Origin of the sequence: Tenacibaculum sp. SG-28, assembly GCF_002954385.1 — a bacterium.
GTDB lineage: Bacteria > Bacteroidota > Bacteroidia > Flavobacteriales > Flavobacteriaceae > Polaribacter.
Window position 1 is genome coordinate 77,092 of sequence record NZ_MQVY01000004.1, and the last position, 13,995, is coordinate 91,086.

General features: G+C 34.3%; 21 protein-coding genes and 2 pseudogenes. All 23 read left to right on the forward strand.

Annotated features, from left to right (window positions below; all coding sequences use genetic code 11):
* The first annotated feature begins 291 nt into the window (after nt 1–291).
* The 23 genes and pseudogenes from rplC to secY all read left to right on the forward strand — a co-directional run bounded on the left by rplC (nt 292) and on the right by secY (nt 13,995).
* Nucleotides 292–909, forward strand: a complete 618-nt coding sequence (gene rplC, locus BSU00_RS10245; protein ID WP_105004303.1) for a 50S ribosomal protein L3 — start codon at nt 292–294, stop codon at nt 907–909.
* Entirely contained in the window at nt 909–1,538 is a 630-nt protein-coding gene (gene rplD, locus BSU00_RS10250) for a 50S ribosomal protein L4 (RefSeq protein ID WP_105004304.1), read from the forward strand. The genes rplC and rplD overlap by 1 nt, the downstream gene beginning before the upstream one ends.
* A gap of 8 nt (nt 1,539–1,546) precedes the next feature.
* The gene (gene rplW, locus BSU00_RS10255) at nt 1,547–1,837 is read left to right on the forward strand and encodes a 50S ribosomal protein L23 (RefSeq protein WP_105004305.1); all 291 of its coding nucleotides are present in this window, start codon (nt 1,547–1,549) and stop codon (nt 1,835–1,837) included.
* 11 nt (nt 1,838–1,848) lie between these two features.
* Nucleotides 1,849–2,673, forward strand: coding sequence for a 50S ribosomal protein L2 (gene rplB, locus BSU00_RS10260; protein ID WP_105004306.1), 825 nt, complete (start codon nt 1,849–1,851; stop codon nt 2,671–2,673).
* Between the two features lie 6 nt (nt 2,674–2,679).
* Nucleotides 2,680–2,958, forward strand: a complete 279-nt coding sequence (gene rpsS / locus BSU00_RS10265; protein ID WP_105004307.1) for a 30S ribosomal protein S19 — start codon at nt 2,680–2,682, stop codon at nt 2,956–2,958.
* Between the two features lie 9 nt (nt 2,959–2,967).
* Nucleotides 2,968–3,372 (forward strand): 50S ribosomal protein L22, encoded by a 405-nt coding sequence (gene rplV, locus BSU00_RS10270; protein ID WP_105004308.1) that lies wholly within the window; start codon nt 2,968–2,970, stop codon nt 3,370–3,372.
* An 11-nt stretch (nt 3,373–3,383) separates the two neighbouring features.
* Nucleotides 3,384–4,097 carry a 30S ribosomal protein S3 gene (rpsC, locus tag BSU00_RS10275; protein ID WP_105004309.1) on the forward strand — a complete coding sequence of 238 codons (714 nt, stop codon included), beginning with the start codon at nt 3,384–3,386 and terminating at the stop codon, nt 4,095–4,097.
* A gap of 20 nt (nt 4,098–4,117) precedes the next feature.
* Nucleotides 4,118–4,549: a 50S ribosomal protein L16 gene (gene rplP, locus BSU00_RS10280; RefSeq protein WP_105004310.1), complete on the forward strand. Its 432-nt coding sequence runs from the start codon at nt 4,118–4,120 to the stop codon at nt 4,547–4,549.
* An 11-nt stretch (nt 4,550–4,560) separates the two neighbouring features.
* Nucleotides 4,561–4,751: pseudogene (gene rpmC, locus BSU00_RS10285) on the forward strand (50S ribosomal protein L29).
* An 18-nt stretch (nt 4,752–4,769) separates the two neighbouring features.
* The gene (gene rpsQ / locus BSU00_RS10290) at nt 4,770–5,027 is read left to right on the forward strand and encodes a 30S ribosomal protein S17 (RefSeq protein ID WP_105004311.1); all 258 of its coding nucleotides are present in this window, start codon (nt 4,770–4,772) and stop codon (nt 5,025–5,027) included.
* A gap of 1 nt (nt 5,028) precedes the next feature.
* A complete protein-coding gene (gene rplN, locus BSU00_RS10295; protein WP_093868908.1) occupies nt 5,029–5,397 on the forward strand; it encodes a 50S ribosomal protein L14 in 369 nt (122 codons plus the stop codon).
* Nucleotides 5,398–5,410: 13 nt separating this feature from the next.
* On the forward strand, nt 5,411–5,719 hold the full coding sequence (gene rplX / locus BSU00_RS10300; protein ID WP_105004312.1) for a 50S ribosomal protein L24: 309 nt from the start codon (nt 5,411–5,413) through the stop codon (nt 5,717–5,719).
* A gap of 2 nt (nt 5,720–5,721) precedes the next feature.
* Nucleotides 5,722–6,273 (forward strand): 50S ribosomal protein L5, encoded by a 552-nt coding sequence (gene rplE / locus BSU00_RS10305; RefSeq protein ID WP_105004313.1) that lies wholly within the window; start codon nt 5,722–5,724, stop codon nt 6,271–6,273.
* A 3-nt stretch (nt 6,274–6,276) separates the two neighbouring features.
* A complete protein-coding gene (gene rpsN / locus BSU00_RS10310) occupies nt 6,277–6,546 on the forward strand; it encodes a 30S ribosomal protein S14 (protein ID WP_105004314.1) in 270 nt (89 codons plus the stop codon).
* A 304-nt stretch (nt 6,547–6,850) separates the two neighbouring features.
* Entirely contained in the window at nt 6,851–8,434 is a 1,584-nt protein-coding gene (locus BSU00_RS10315) for a carboxypeptidase-like regulatory domain-containing protein (protein ID WP_105004315.1), read from the forward strand.
* Between the two features lie 44 nt (nt 8,435–8,478).
* Entirely contained in the window at nt 8,479–9,861 is a 1,383-nt protein-coding gene (locus tag BSU00_RS10320) for a TonB-dependent receptor plug domain-containing protein (RefSeq protein WP_105004316.1), read from the forward strand.
* 280 nt (nt 9,862–10,141) lie between these two features.
* Nucleotides 10,142–10,540: a 30S ribosomal protein S8 gene (gene rpsH / locus BSU00_RS10325; RefSeq protein ID WP_105004317.1), complete on the forward strand. Its 399-nt coding sequence runs from the start codon at nt 10,142–10,144 to the stop codon at nt 10,538–10,540.
* Nucleotides 10,541–10,555: 15 nt separating this feature from the next.
* Nucleotides 10,556–11,101 carry a 50S ribosomal protein L6 gene (rplF, locus tag BSU00_RS10330; protein ID WP_105004318.1) on the forward strand — a complete coding sequence of 182 codons (546 nt, stop codon included), beginning with the start codon at nt 10,556–10,558 and terminating at the stop codon, nt 11,099–11,101.
* A gap of 19 nt (nt 11,102–11,120) precedes the next feature.
* Nucleotides 11,121–11,471, forward strand: a complete 351-nt coding sequence (gene rplR / locus BSU00_RS10335; protein WP_105004319.1) for a 50S ribosomal protein L18 — start codon at nt 11,121–11,123, stop codon at nt 11,469–11,471.
* A gap of 11 nt (nt 11,472–11,482) precedes the next feature.
* Nucleotides 11,483–12,004 (forward strand): 30S ribosomal protein S5, encoded by a 522-nt coding sequence (gene rpsE / locus BSU00_RS10340; RefSeq protein ID WP_199176788.1) that lies wholly within the window; start codon nt 11,483–11,485, stop codon nt 12,002–12,004.
* Nucleotides 12,005–12,015: 11 nt separating this feature from the next.
* A complete protein-coding gene (rpmD, locus tag BSU00_RS10345; protein WP_105004321.1) occupies nt 12,016–12,198 on the forward strand; it encodes a 50S ribosomal protein L30 in 183 nt (60 codons plus the stop codon).
* Between the two features lie 11 nt (nt 12,199–12,209).
* Nucleotides 12,210–12,659: a 50S ribosomal protein L15 gene (gene rplO, locus BSU00_RS10350; protein WP_105004322.1), complete on the forward strand. Its 450-nt coding sequence runs from the start codon at nt 12,210–12,212 to the stop codon at nt 12,657–12,659.
* Nucleotides 12,660–12,673: 14 nt separating this feature from the next.
* Nucleotides 12,674–13,995 (forward strand): annotated as a pseudogene (gene secY / locus BSU00_RS10355) (preprotein translocase subunit SecY).

A 13,995-nucleotide genomic window follows, 5' to 3' on the forward strand; every position in this document is an offset into this window, starting at 1 on the left:
TATTGTATTAACTTTCGGTTTATTTTGTTAAACCGAAAGTTTTTTTTACTTTTGCACACCGAATTAAACATCGTTTAGTTTTATACTATCTGATATTTAGTTCCTTAAACATGTCCGGAGGGTTTCGCGAAGGAAAAATGGTAAACACTTAAGTCAGAGCGAAAGGTGTTTACGCTCTTTTTTTTTGGATTCTGTTCGGGTGTTTAACGAAACTTTTGTTTCAAATTTATATTTATTAATAGACGCGCTGGATGCTAATTTTATAATCTAATCGTCTAAAAACAAACAAATATGTCTGGGTTAATAGGAAAAAAAGTAGGTATGACCAGCTTATTCGATGAGAACGGGAAAAACATTCCTTGTACAGTTATCGAAGCAGGGCCATGCGTAGTTACCCAAGTCAGAACCGAAGAGGTGGATGGCTACAATGCTTTACAACTTGGTTTCGATGACAAAAAAGCTAAAAGCTCGAATAAAGCTTTAGATGGACACTTTAAAAAAGCTGGTACATCTGCTAAGAGAAAAGTTGTTGAATTTCAAGGATTTGATGGCGAGTACAAATTAGGTGATTCTATTACTGTGGAGCACTTTACAGAAGGAGAATTCGTTGACGTGTCAGGGGTTTCTAAAGGTAAAGGTTTTCAGGGAGTTGTTAAACGTCATGGTTTTGCCGGAGTTGGACAAGCTACACACGGTCAACATAACCGTTTAAGAGCGCCAGGTTCTATTGGTGCTGCATCATATCCTGCACGTGTATTCAAAGGAATGCGTATGGCAGGTCGTATGGGTGGTGATAATGTAAAAGTTCAAAATTTAAGAGTACTTAAGGTTGTTGCAGAAAAGAACCTTATCGTTGTAAAAGGAGCGATTCCTGGTCACAAGAACTCTTATGTAACTATCGAGAAATAATGAAAGTAGCAGTATTAGATATTACAGGAAAAGATACTGGTAGAAAAGTTGAACTTTCTAGCGAAGTATTCGGAATAGAGCCTAATGATCATGCAATTTACTTAGATGTTAAGCAGTACCTGGCTAATCAAAGACAAGGTACACACAAGTCAAAAGAAAGAGCAGATATTAAAGGAAGTACACGAAAGATTAAAAAACAAAAAGGTACAGGTACTGCTCGTGCGGGAAGTATCAAGTCTCCTATCTTTAGAGGTGGAGGACGTGTTTTTGGTCCAAGACCAAGAAGTTATTCTTTCAAACTAAACAAAAATTTAAAGCGTTTGGCTAGAAAGTCTGCTTTAAGTATTCAAGCAAAAGATAACAATTTAGTAGTAATAGAAGACTTTAATTTTGAGACTCCTAAAACTAAAGAATTTGTTAATGTCTTAAAAGCTTTAGAATTAGATACTAAAAAGACATTGTTCGTTTTAGGAGAAGAAAGTAAAAACGTGTATTTATCTTCACGTAATCTTGAAAAATCTAAAGTAGTTAATGCTTCAGGTATCAATACCTACAATGTTTTAAATGCAAACAGAGTTGTTATTGCTGAAAGCTCATTAGAAGGAATACAATCTAATTTAAGTAAATAGGGAAGGAAATGAGTATTTTAATTAAACCTATTATTACAGAAAAAGCTACAAATGATAGCGAATTATATAATCGTTATACATTTGTTGTAAATAAGAAAGCTAACAAAATTGAGATCAAGGGAGCTGTAGAAGCTGCCTATGGTGTTGCCGTTACTGCTGTAAAAACAATGAATCACCCAGCTTTACGAAAAACTAAATATACTAAAAAAGGTTTAGTTTCTGGTTTAACTAGTGGTTACAAAAAAGCAGTAGTACAGTTAGCAGATGGAGAATCTATTGATTTTTATAACAATCTTTAAGAAAAGACAGAATGTCAGTTAGAAAATTAAAACCAATAACACCAGGTCAGCGTTTTAGAGTAGTAAATGGGTTCGACACCATAACTACTGATAAGCCGGAGAAATCTTTATTAGCTCCGAAAAAACGATCTGGAGGTCGAAACAATCAGGGAAGAATGACTACCCGTAATATTGGTGGTGGTCATAAACAAAAATATCGTATCATTGATTTCAAAAGAAACAAGGAAGGTATTCCTGCTACAGTAAAAACTATTGAGTACGATCCAAATCGTACTGCATTTATTGCCTTAGTGGTTTATGCTGATGGAGAAAAACGTTATGTAATTGCTCAAAACGGATTAAAAGTAGGTCAGACTATAGTTTCCGGTAAAGAAGTAATGCCAGAGGTTGGAAATGCTATGTATTTAAGCGATATTCCTTTAGGTACTACAATATCTTGTATTGAATTACATCCAGGACAAGGCGCTGTAATGGCTCGTTCTGCTGGGTCTTTTGCACAATTAATGGCAAGAGACGGAAAATATGCAACTGTTAAACTACCTTCAGGAGAGACAAGATTAATCTTGTTAACTTGTAAAGCTACTATTGGGGTAGTGTCTAATTCAGACCACCAATTGTTAGTTTCTGGTAAAGCTGGTAGAAGTAGATGGTTAGGAAGAAGACCTAGAACCAACGCAGTAAGAATGAACCCTGTTGATCACCCAATGGGTGGTGGTGAAGGACGTTCTTCAGGAGGTCACCCAAGATCTAGAAATGGTATTCCTGCAAAAGGATTTAAGACTAGATCAAAAACCAAAGCTAGTAATAAGTATATTATAGAACGTAGAAAGAAATAATAAGTCATGGCAAGATCATTAAAAAAAGGACCTTACGTTCACTATAAGTTAGAGAAGAAAGTGTTAGCTAACGTTGAATCTGGAAGTAAATCAGTAATTAAAACTTGGTCTAGAGCAAGTATGATTACTCCTGATTTCGTTGGACAAACTATCGCTGTGCATAACGGACGTCAGTTTGTACCTGTTTACGTAACAGAAAACATGGTAGGTCATAAATTAGGAGAATTTTCACCAACTCGTTCTTTTAGAGGACATGCAGGTGCAAAAAATAAAGGTAAAAAATAGTAGGAAATTATGGGAAGTCGTAAACACAACATGGCAACGCAGTTAAAGGAAGCTAGAAAGCAAAAAGCTTTTGCTAAGCTTACTAACTGTCCTACATCACCAAGAAAAATGCGCTTGGTAGCAGATTTAGTTAGAGGAGTAGAAGTGGAAAAAGCTCTACAAATCTTAAAATTCAGCCCGAAAGAAGCATCTCGTAACTTAGAAAAGTTATTGTTATCAGCTATCGCCAACTGGCAAGCTAAAAACGAAGACGCAAGTATCGAAGACGCAGGACTATTCGTTAAATCTATATACGTAGATAGCGCTGGAATGTTAAAAAGGTTAAGACCAGCTCCGCAAGGACGTGCACACAGAATTAGAAAACGTTCTAACCACGTAACCTTAGAGTTAGGTGCTAAAAATAACAGTAATTAATCAAAGTAGAAATGGGACAAAAAACAAATCCAATAGGAAATCGTTTAGGAATCATCAGAGGATGGGAATCTAACTGGTATGGTGGAAATGACTACGGCGATAAAATTGCTGAAGATGACAAGATAAGAAAGTATATTTACGCTAGATTATCTAAGGCAAGTGTTTCTCGTGTAATTATTGAGCGTACGCTTAAACTTGTAACCGTTACTATCACTACCGCTAGACCTGGTATCATTATCGGAAAAGGTGGACAAGAGGTAGACAAGTTAAAAGAAGAGCTTAAGAAAATTACTGGTAAGGAAGTTCAAATTAATATATTTGAAATCAAGCGTCCAGAATTAGATGCAAAATTAGTAGCATCTAGTATTGCACGTCAGATTGAGAATAGAATTTCTTACAAAAGAGCTACTAAAATGGCAATTGCTGCTGCTATGCGCATGAACGCAGAAGGTATCAAAGTTCAGTTGTCTGGTCGTTTAAACGGTGCTGAAATGGCACGTTCTGAGCACTACAAAGAAGGAAGAATTCCACTTTCTACTTTTAGAGCAGATATCGATTATGCACTTGTTGAATCACATACTACATACGGAAGAATCGGTGTAAAAGTATGGATAATGAAAGGTGAGGTTTATGGAAAGCGTGAGTTATCTCCATTAGTTGGATTATCAAAGCAAAAAGGTAATTCTAACAAAGGAGGAAAACGTCAACCTCGTAGAAGAAAATAATTTTTTAAAAGAAATTACACATGTTACAGCCAAAAAGAGTAAAGTTCCGTAGAGTTCAAAAGGGCAAGGGTAATATGAGTGGTAACTCAGGTAGAGGTACTCAGCTTTCTAATGGAATGTTTGGTATCAAATCTCTAGACCAGAACTTACTTACCTCGCGCCAAATAGAAGCAGCTCGTATCGCGGCAACTCGTTATATGAAAAGAGAAGGGCAACTATGGATTAAAATTTTTCCAGACAAGCCTATTACCAAAAAACCATTAGAAGTACGTATGGGTAAAGGTAAAGGTGCACCTGATCATTTCGTTGCAGTAGTAAAACCAGGTCGAATTTTGTTTGAAGTTGGTGGTGTGCCAATGGAAGTTGCAAAAGAAGCCTTACGTTTAGCAGCACAAAAACTTCCAGTAAAAACGAAGTTTGTAGTTGCAAGAGATTTTGATTTTAACGCTTAATTCTATAGAACATGAAACAATCAGAAATTAAAGAATTATCAATCGCTGACTTACAAGAAAAGTTCGCGGCGTTAAAAAAGAATTATAATGATCTTAAGATGCTCACGCCCTAACTCCATTGGAGAATCCTTTAGAGTTACGTAGCTTAAGAAGAACTGTAGCAAGAATTGCTACAGAATTAACTAAAAGAGAATTACAATAATTCTAGTCAGTTTTAAAGATGGAAAAAAGAAATCTTAGAAAAGAGAGAATAGGTGTTGTATCAAGCAGCAAGATGGAGAAATCTATCGTTGTTAGCGAGGTAAAAAGAGTTAAACACCCAATGTACGGAAAGTTCGTTTTAAAGACGAAAAAGTATGTTGCACATGACGAGAATAACGATTGCAACGAAGGTGATACTGTAAAAATAATGGAAACTCGTCCATTAAGTAAATCTAAACGTTGGAGATTAGTAGAAATCCTAGAAAGAGCTAAATAATATGTTACAGACAGAATCAAGATTAAAAGTAGCAGATAACACTGGAGCAAAAGAAGTTTTAGTGATTAGAGTTTTAGGAGGAACAAAAAAGCGTTACGCTAGCGTTGGAGACAAAATCGTTGTTACGGTTAAATCTGCAACTCCAAACGGAACTGTGAAGAAAGGTCAAGTTTCTCGTGCAGTTGTTGTTCGTACTAAGAAAGAAGTTAGACGTAAAGACGGATCATATATCCGTTTTGATGATAATGCTTGTGTACTATTAAATCCAACCGAGGAAATGAGAGGTACACGTGTATTTGGACCTGTTGCTCGTGAATTACGCGAGAAACAATTTATGAAGATCGTATCACTTGCACCAGAGGTGCTTTAATAATGTATTTAAGATGAAGAAGTTCAAAATTAAATCAGGAGATACTGTTAAAGTTCTAGCAGGAGATCACAAAGGATCTGAAGGTAAAGTTTTACAAATTCTTAAAGATAAGGACAGAGTTTTAGTGGAAGGTGTCAATATGATATCTAAACACACAAAGCCAAGTGCTGCAAATCCACAAGGAGGAATTGTAAAAAAGGAGGCACCTTTACATATATCTAACGTTGCTTTAGTGGAAAACGGTGAGGCAGTAAGAGTTGGTTATAAAATGGAAGGTGATAAAAAAGTTAGATTTTCGAAAAAATCAGATAAAGCAATATAACCATGAGTTACGTACCAAGATTAAAGGAAGAGTACCAGAGCAGAGTTATCAAAGCTCTTACTGATGAGTTCGGTTATAGCAATGTAATGCAAGTACCTAAGCTACAGAAAATCGTAGTTAGTAAAGGTGTTGGAGCAGCTATAGCAGATAAGAAATTAATAGAATACGCTGTTGAGGAGTTAACAACGATTACTGGTCAAAAAGCAGTTTCTACAATTTCGAAAAAAGACATTGCCAACTTCAAATTACGTAAAGGTATGCCAATCGGTGCTAAAGTTACGTTACGAGGTGTTAAAATGTATGAGTTTTTAGACCGTTTAATTACAGCCTCTTTACCACGAGTAAGAGACTTCAACGGAATAAAAGCTAATGGTTTTGATGGTAGAGGTAATTACAATTTAGGAATTACTGAGCAAATCATTTACCCAGAAATCAATATTGATCAAGTTAAAAAAATTAGTGGTATGGATATTACGTTTGTAACTTCTGCAACTACTGATAAAGAAGCTAAATCATTATTAGGAGAATTAGGTTTACCATTTAAAAAGAACTAAAAGATGGCTAAAGAATCAATGAAAGCGCGCGAGCGCAAAAGAGCTAAAATGGTAGCAAAGTATGCGGAAAAGAGAAAAGCTTTAAAAGAAGCTGGAGACTATGAAGCGTTACAAAAGTTACCAAAGAACGCATCTCCGATAAGACAGCACAATCGTTGTAAATTAACGGGTCGTCCTAAAGGGTATATGCGTCAATTCGGTATTTCACGTGTTACTTTCCGTGAAATGGCAAACCAAGGATTAATTCCTGGGGTTAAAAAAGCTAGTTGGTAAGAACCGACCTATAAAAAAAAAGTCATGCTTATATAAGCATGACTTTTTTTAAAACAAATCTAAATTTCTTATATATTATTTATTTTGAGAATATTTTTAGCAGTTTTATATTTTATTAATGAAAATAGTGTTGCAAATTGTAGTCTTTTTATATAATTATTACTGTTTTTTTGTTAATTCTTTGTTTTTTTTATGATTTTATTGGATTTTTATTGATTTTTTTATAATTTTATTAAAAGCTATAAAAAGATCATATTGTGTTTTATTTAATAAAATAACAATTCTAAAAACAAACAAATTTTCTATGAAATCATTTATTACTACTCTATTTTTTATTATCACACTATTACCAGTTCATGCCCAATATGAAATTACTATTGAAGCGTATGTTCTTGATGAAACTACTAAGGTTCCTATTCCATATGTAAATGTCGGATTTTTAGGAAAAGGCATTGGTACTGTTACTAACGAAAAAGGTTTTTTTACATTAAAGTACGATGAGGATAAAGTATGGGAAGGTGAAATTCTTCAGTTTTCACATTTAGGTTATGAATCTCTAAAAATCAAAGCTAAAGATCTATTTCGTGCCTTAGATACAACTAACAAATTGTATTTATCATCTAAGGAAATTGAATTAAACGAGGTGAGTCTGACTTCATCCGTTACAAAAGACAAGAATGTAGGAAGTTTAGTTCCTGACCCTAAAACAATTGGATATTGGAAGGGTGATATGGCGCTTGGTGGCGAGATTGCCTCTCGTATTAAGATTTATGAAAAAAACTCTAAATTAAAAGATTTGCGAATTCGTATTCTTGAAAATGTCTCCGATAGTATTAAGCTTAGGATTAATCTTTATGAATTCAATAAAGGATATCCTAGAAAAAATATTTTAAATTCCGAAATATATCATACTGTCTCTATCAAAGAAGGAATTGAAAAAATTGATTTATGGCCATATAACATAATTGTTAATGACGATATTATCGTTAGTATTGAGTTAGTTGAAGTTTACGGTGATACTCTTGGATTTGTTATTGGTGGAAATTCAGGTAAAGGACCAACTTTTACCAAGTATATAAGTCAGGATAAGTGGGTTAAAATTCCTAATGTATTCATGAATTTTAGTATGCTTACATCCTATCCAGATAAAAAACAAAAAAAGTTTGTTAAACGAGATACTCCATCAAGATTATTACTTTTATGGGATACCTCATTGTCTATGTCTTCAAAAGATAACAAAGAAAGAGAGTTCGAACTATTGGAAGAATATTTTAAATGGGTGAACAATGCGGATATTGATGTAATTGCTTTTAATTCTATAATCACAAATCATAAATCATTTACTTTAAACAGAGGGAAATCTTCAACAATAGTATCCTACCTGAGAAGTTTAAAATATGATGGTGCTACTAGTTATTCACTTTTACCTAAGGATTTAGATTCTAAATACGATGCTGCTTTATTGTTCTCTGATGGATATGCAACATTAAGCCACCCCGAATTAGATACCTCTATTCCTATTTTTTGTATAAACTCTAATTTAGATTCGGATTCTGTTTTCTTACAAGAGCTGGCATTTTTGTCGGAAGGATATTTTGTAAATTTAAGTAATACTCCTGTAAAAGCAGGACTTAATTTTATGACCCAAAATATTGAGGATACGCAAGTATACAATTCCTCTTCAACTTCAGGAAATATTTATGGTAAAGTATACGACTTTAATGGCCCCGTTTATAATGCATCTATACGGATTAAAAATACTTTTGTTGAAGTTCTGTCTAAAGAAGATGGTTCTTATTCAATTCCTGCAAAATACAATGATACGCTCCAGGTAACACGTTTAGGAATGAAATCAAAAGAGATGCTAGTTGCAGCAAAAAAAACATAGATGTTAAATTAGAGATAGATGGAGAATTACTGGACGAAGTTGCATTGGATGAAGATGAATTAAACAAAAAGAGAAGGGAAGAAAGAAATGAAGAAAACGCTCTTATGGCATTAGAAGGGTTTAATCATGCATCTCTGCAAGGGTCTTATCTTTTAGATAAAGATATTCGTCCATCAGATATTTTCTTTAGTGATTTGATGCGACGTATACCTGGGATCTTTGTATCGGGTTCAAGAGTTAATGCTAGTTTTCGATTAGTTAGAAGTTTAAATTCTAGTATTTCCTCTCCGGCCTCTGATCCATTATTTATACTCGATGGAGGTATAATAAGTGATTTAAACTTTTTAAGTCCACAACGAATTAAGGCTGTATATGTTTTAAAGGGATTGTCTGCTTCGATAAGATACGGTTCAGCAGGAGCTAATGGTGTAATTGTTGTGAGAACAAAATCAGGTTTCGCTAATAAAACCAAAAATGGAAATTCAGCTTTAGTATCTGGAAACGAATATGAAGAAACGGTTCCTCTTTTAGAGGATGTTTTTCAGCAATCTGTATATATAAACGGTCTTTTGGATACAGAGAATTTCGATGTAGCTCATTCTTTATATCTAAGGGCAAAGGAGGATAATCGTTCTTTTTCTGTTCCTTTTTATCTAGATGTAGCGAATCATTTTATGCAATGGAATAAAGATACGGCATATCAAGTATTGTCTAATATTGCAGAAATTGCTTATGATAATCCAAAGGCATTAAAAACATTAGCTTTTAAGTTAGAGGAAATAGGAAAGTTAAAAGAAGCAACACATATCTATGAAAGAATATTAGAGTTACTTCCTAATGAGCTACAATCTTATCGAGATTTAGCTGTACTTTATGATTTGACTGGTGCTCATGAACAAGCAATGGTTTTATATAAAAAGTTACTTTCCAACACATCTTTGGATTCAGGGATGATTGAATTTCAAAGAGCAATTAAAAATGAGGTTCGTCATTTATTAATGAGTCATAAATCCGAGGTGAATTTTCAGAATTTACCGGATGATATTTTTGATAAAAAACTAGATAATGATTTTCGAATAGTATTTGAATGGAATGATAAAAATATTGAATTTGAAGTACAATTTGTAGATCCAAATAAGAAATATTTCACCTGGAATCATAGTTTCTTAGAGAATCGAGAAAAACTATTACAAGAGGTTTCATCGGGAATATATATGGAGGAATTTATAATTGATAAAGCTTCCGCACCTGAAGGAGAATGGATTATAAATATAACCTCTTTATCGAAAGAATCTGATATTAATCCCGTTTTTTTAAAGTATACAATCTATCAAAATTACGGCTTGCCTCATCAGACAAAAGAAATTAAAATAGTAAATCTTAATAATCAAAAAGAAAAAATTACAATCGATAAAATAGTTTACTAATATTTCTTTTGTGGTATGATTTTTACAATAAATTAATACTCAAAACGATAATTGTAAAAATGGTTTGAATTTCAAAAACTTTATGTATATTTGCACTCTGTTTTTTATGGGGTAATTGTGTCTTGTCGAGAACCTTACAAAATTTGCTTTGGCAATCACAAACGCAATGAAATACATAAACAACAGTAAATCAAGTATTAACTGGTTTCAGGTTTAATAGCTACGACTTTCGTAGGAACAATAGAAGTTATTAAAAACCAAAACCACAATTTAATTAATTATGTACACAGATCCAATCGCGGATTATCTTACTCGTGTCAGAAATGCTATTGCAGCTGGGCATAGAGTAGTAGAGATTCCTGCTTCTAAACTGAAGAAGGAAATGACCAAAATTTTGTTCGATCAAGGGTACGTTTTAAGTTATCAATTCAATGACGATTCTGTTCAAGGGTCTATCAAGATAGCTTTAAAGTACGACAGAACCACGAAAGAGTCGGTTATTAGGAAAATTCAAAGAGTATCTACACCTGGTTTACGAAAGTACGTTGCTGCTAAAGAAATGCCAAGAGTTTTAAATGGCCTTGGTATTGCTATTGTGTCTACATCGAAAGGTGTGATGACCAATAAGAAAGCACGTCTTGAAAACGTAGGTGGAGAAGTATTGTGTTACGTTTACTAAAAACATTTTGTAGAAATGAGTAGAATAGGAAATAATCCAATCGCATTGCCACAAGGTGTTGAAGTTAAAGTAAACGATAACGTGGTAACAGTAAAAGGTAAATTAGGAGAGCTTTCACAAAAGCTTACTTCTGATATTACTGTAACAATTGAAGATGGTACTGTTTTAGTAAAAAGGCCATCAGATAGTAAAGAGCACAAAGCAGCACACGGATTATACCGATCACTAATTGTGAATATGGTAGAAGGTGTTAGCAAGGGCTATACTAAAGAATTAGAATTAGTAGGTGTAGGATATAGAGCGTCTAATCAAGGCCAAAAGTTAGATTTAGCTTTAGGTTTTTCGCACAATATCGTTCTAAATTTAGCTCCTGAAGTTAAAGTAGAAACTATTTCTGAAAAGGGAAAAAACCCAATCATTAAGTTAACTTCGCACGACAAGCAACTAGTTGGTCAAGTAGCTGCAAAAATCCGTTCTTTCCGTAAGCCAGAGCCTTACAAAGGAAAAGGAATTAAGTTTGTAGGAGAAGTATTAAGAAGAAAAGCAGGTAAATCTGCATAATAAATTAAGAGAAATTATTATGGCATTATCAAAGCTTGAAAGAAGACAACGTATTAAGCATAGAATAAGAAAGATAGTTACTGGAACAGCTGAGAAACCAAGGTTGTCTGTTTTCAGAAGTAACAAAGAGATTTATGCACAATTAATCGATGACGTGGCTGGAGTAACTTTAGCTTCTGTTTCATCGAGAGATAAAGAAATTACATCTGGTTCTAAAGCAGAAGCTGCAACCGCTGTAGGTAAGTCTATCGCCGAAAAAGCTGTAAAAGCTGGTGTAGAAACTGTATCCTTTGATCGTAATGGATATTTATACCACGGAAGAGTTAAAGTATTAGCAGATGCTGCTAGAGAAGCTGGTTTAAAATTTTAAGAAATTATATTATGTTAGGATATAAAAACGTAGAAAGAGTAAAACCAAGCGGATTAGAGCTTGTTGATAAATTAGTAGGCGTTCAACGTGTTACCAAAGTAACTAAAGGTGGTAGAGCTTTTGGTTTTTCTGCAATTGTTGTTGTAGGAGATGGTAACGGTGTAGTTGGACATGGATTAGGGAAGTCTAAAGACGTTGCTTCTGCCATTGCGAAAGCAGTAGAAGATGCGAAAAAGAATTTAGTACGCATACCTATCTTAGACGGAACTTTGCCACATGAACAAAAAGGTAAATTTGGTGGTGCAAAAGTATTCATCAAGCCTGCATCTCATGGTACGGGAGTTATTGCCGGTGGAGCAGTTCGTGCCGTATTAGAATCAGTAGGAGTAAAAGATGTATTATCTAAGTCTCAAGGATCATCAAATCCGCATAACGTTGTTAAAGCAACTTTTGACGCACTTTTACAATTGAGAAGTGCTCACACGATTGCACAGCAAAGAGGGATTTCTTTAGAGAAAGTTTTTAACGGTTAAAATTTAAGACGATGAGTAAAATTAAAGTTACACAAGTTAAGAGTAAAATTGGTCGCCTTAAAAATCAAAAAAGAACCCTAGAGGCGTTAGGTTTACGTAAAATTAACCAAACTGTAGAACACGATGCGTCGGCTACAATTTTGGGAATGGTAAATAAAGTTAAACACTTAGTTTCTGTAGAAGAAATTAAATAAGATAATATAAGATGAGTTTACATAACTTAAAACCAGCATCGGGATCTACAAAAAGCGGTAAAAGAATCGCTCGTGGTGAAGGGTCTGGTCACGGAGGTACCTCTACAAGAGGTCATAAAGGAGCTAAATCTCGTTCAGGATATTCTCGTAAAATAGGATTCGAAGGTGGTCAAATGCCACTACAAAGACGTGTTCCTAAATTTGGATTTACAAACATCAATCGCAAAGAGTATGTTGGTGTAAATCTAGATACATTACAAAATTTAGTAGATAGTGGTAAAATCACTGACACTGTTTCTTTAGAGGTGTTGGTTGAAAACCGTTTAGCTCGTAAAAATGATTTAGTTAAAGTTCTAGGTCGTGGCGAGTTAAAAGCTAAATTAAATATCACTGTACACAAATTTACTGCATCTGCTAAGTCAGCTATTGAAGCTGCTGGTGGAGAGGCGGTTACCTTATAAGAAAACTGTAAATGATGAATTTTATAAATACTTTAAAAGACATTTTCAAGATTGAGGAGTTAAAGGAAAAAATTCTTTTAACCATTGGTTTAATTGCTGTTTATAGGTTTATGGCAGCTGTTCCTTTACCTGGAATAGATCCAACCCAACTAACAGCATTAAAAGATCAAGCTGGAGGCGGTCTTTTAGGTTTATTAAACGCATTTACAGGTGGTGCATTTGCTAGAGCGTCAGTCATGGCCCTTGGTATAATGCCATACATTTCTGCATCTATTGTTGTGCAATTAATGGGTATCGCGGTACCTTATTTACAAAAACTTCAAAAAGATGGAGAGAGTGGAAGAAAAAAGATTACACAAATCACTCGTTGGTTAACAATTTTAATTACCATGTTCCAAGGACCAGGTATATTGGATTAATTCAGACGCAATTCGGTTTGCCAGATTCTGCTTTTTTAGTAGGTGGTGCAACTTTCTGGGTTTCTTCTATGATTTTATTAACCGCAGGAACCATATTTGCTATGTGGTTAGGTGAGCGAATTACTGATAAAGGTGTTGGTAACGGGATATCGTTACTAATTACAGTAGGTATTATTGCTAACTTCCCAGTAGCTTTCCTTCAGGAGGTAGTTTCGAAAACAGAAAATGCCGGAGGAGGTGGTGTCATGATGATCTTAATCGAATTAATCGTTTGGTTTGTCGTAATTTTATTAACCGTTTTATTAGTAACTGCAGTTCGTAAAGTTGCAGTGCAATATGCTCGACGTACAGCTGTTACAAACATCAAGGATGTAGATGGCGCAAGACAGTATATTCCTTTAAAGTTAAACGCCGCAGGTGTAATGCCGATCATATTTGCCCAAGCAATTATGTTTTTACCGGTAGCATTGGGTCAGAAATACCCTGCTTTAAATAGTTTAGCTGATAATTTCGGTTTATGGTATAACGTTATATTCGCTATCCTAATTATTATCTTTAGTTATTTTTACACGGCTATTACAATTCCAACGAATAAAATGGCAGAAGATTTAAAGAGGAGTAATGGATTCGTGCCAGGATATAAACCAGGAGAAGAAACGGCTAATTTTTTAGATTCAGTTCTATCAAAAATTACCTTTCCAGGTTCTTTATTCTTAGCAGCACTTTCTATATTGCCGGCAATTATCGTTAAGTTTGGCGTAACGCAAAACTGGGCGATGTTTTATGGTGGAACTTCCTTGATAATTATGGTAGGAGTGGCGATTGACACTATTCAGCAAATTAATTCGTATCTATTAAACAGTCGTTATGACGGTTTAATGAAAACGGGTAATAGTAACAGAAAATCATTAAAGTAA

What these genes read in the sequence shown, in the direction of transcription:
- rplB (WP_105004306.1), top strand. Translation starts at nt 1,849, where the DNA reads ATGTCAGTTAGAAAATTAAAACCAATAACACCAGGTCAGCGTTTTAGA.
- rplF (WP_105004318.1), top strand. Translation starts at nt 10,556, where the DNA reads ATGAGTAGAATAGGAAATAATCCAATCGCATTGCCACAAGGTGTTGAA.
- rplN (WP_093868908.1), top strand. Translation starts at nt 5,029, where the DNA reads ATGTTACAGACAGAATCAAGATTAAAAGTAGCAGATAACACTGGAGCA.
- rplC (WP_105004303.1), top strand. Translation starts at nt 292, where the DNA reads ATGTCTGGGTTAATAGGAAAAAAAGTAGGTATGACCAGCTTATTCGAT.
- BSU00_RS10315 (WP_105004315.1), top strand. Translation starts at nt 6,851, where the DNA reads ATGAAATCATTTATTACTACTCTATTTTTTATTATCACACTATTACCA.
- rplP (WP_105004310.1), top strand. Translation starts at nt 4,118, where the DNA reads ATGTTACAGCCAAAAAGAGTAAAGTTCCGTAGAGTTCAAAAGGGCAAG.
- rpsC (WP_105004309.1), top strand. Translation starts at nt 3,384, where the DNA reads ATGGGACAAAAAACAAATCCAATAGGAAATCGTTTAGGAATCATCAGA.
- rplE (WP_105004313.1), top strand. Translation starts at nt 5,722, where the DNA reads ATGAGTTACGTACCAAGATTAAAGGAAGAGTACCAGAGCAGAGTTATC.
- rpmD (WP_105004321.1), top strand. Translation starts at nt 12,016, where the DNA reads ATGAGTAAAATTAAAGTTACACAAGTTAAGAGTAAAATTGGTCGCCTT.
- rplD (WP_105004304.1), top strand. Translation starts at nt 909, where the DNA reads ATGAAAGTAGCAGTATTAGATATTACAGGAAAAGATACTGGTAGAAAA.
- rpsH (WP_105004317.1), top strand. Translation starts at nt 10,142, where the DNA reads ATGTACACAGATCCAATCGCGGATTATCTTACTCGTGTCAGAAATGCT.
- rpsN (WP_105004314.1), top strand. Translation starts at nt 6,277, where the DNA reads ATGGCTAAAGAATCAATGAAAGCGCGCGAGCGCAAAAGAGCTAAAATG.
- rpsS (WP_105004307.1), top strand. Translation starts at nt 2,680, where the DNA reads ATGGCAAGATCATTAAAAAAAGGACCTTACGTTCACTATAAGTTAGAG.
- rplW (WP_105004305.1), top strand. Translation starts at nt 1,547, where the DNA reads ATGAGTATTTTAATTAAACCTATTATTACAGAAAAAGCTACAAATGAT.
- rpsE (WP_199176788.1), top strand. Translation starts at nt 11,483, where the DNA reads ATGTTAGGATATAAAAACGTAGAAAGAGTAAAACCAAGCGGATTAGAG.
- rplX (WP_105004312.1), top strand. Translation starts at nt 5,411, where the DNA reads ATGAAGAAGTTCAAAATTAAATCAGGAGATACTGTTAAAGTTCTAGCA.
- rplV (WP_105004308.1), top strand. Translation starts at nt 2,968, where the DNA reads ATGGGAAGTCGTAAACACAACATGGCAACGCAGTTAAAGGAAGCTAGA.
- rplO (WP_105004322.1), top strand. Translation starts at nt 12,210, where the DNA reads ATGAGTTTACATAACTTAAAACCAGCATCGGGATCTACAAAAAGCGGT.
- rplR (WP_105004319.1), top strand. Translation starts at nt 11,121, where the DNA reads ATGGCATTATCAAAGCTTGAAAGAAGACAACGTATTAAGCATAGAATA.
- rpsQ (WP_105004311.1), top strand. Translation starts at nt 4,770, where the DNA reads ATGGAAAAAAGAAATCTTAGAAAAGAGAGAATAGGTGTTGTATCAAGC.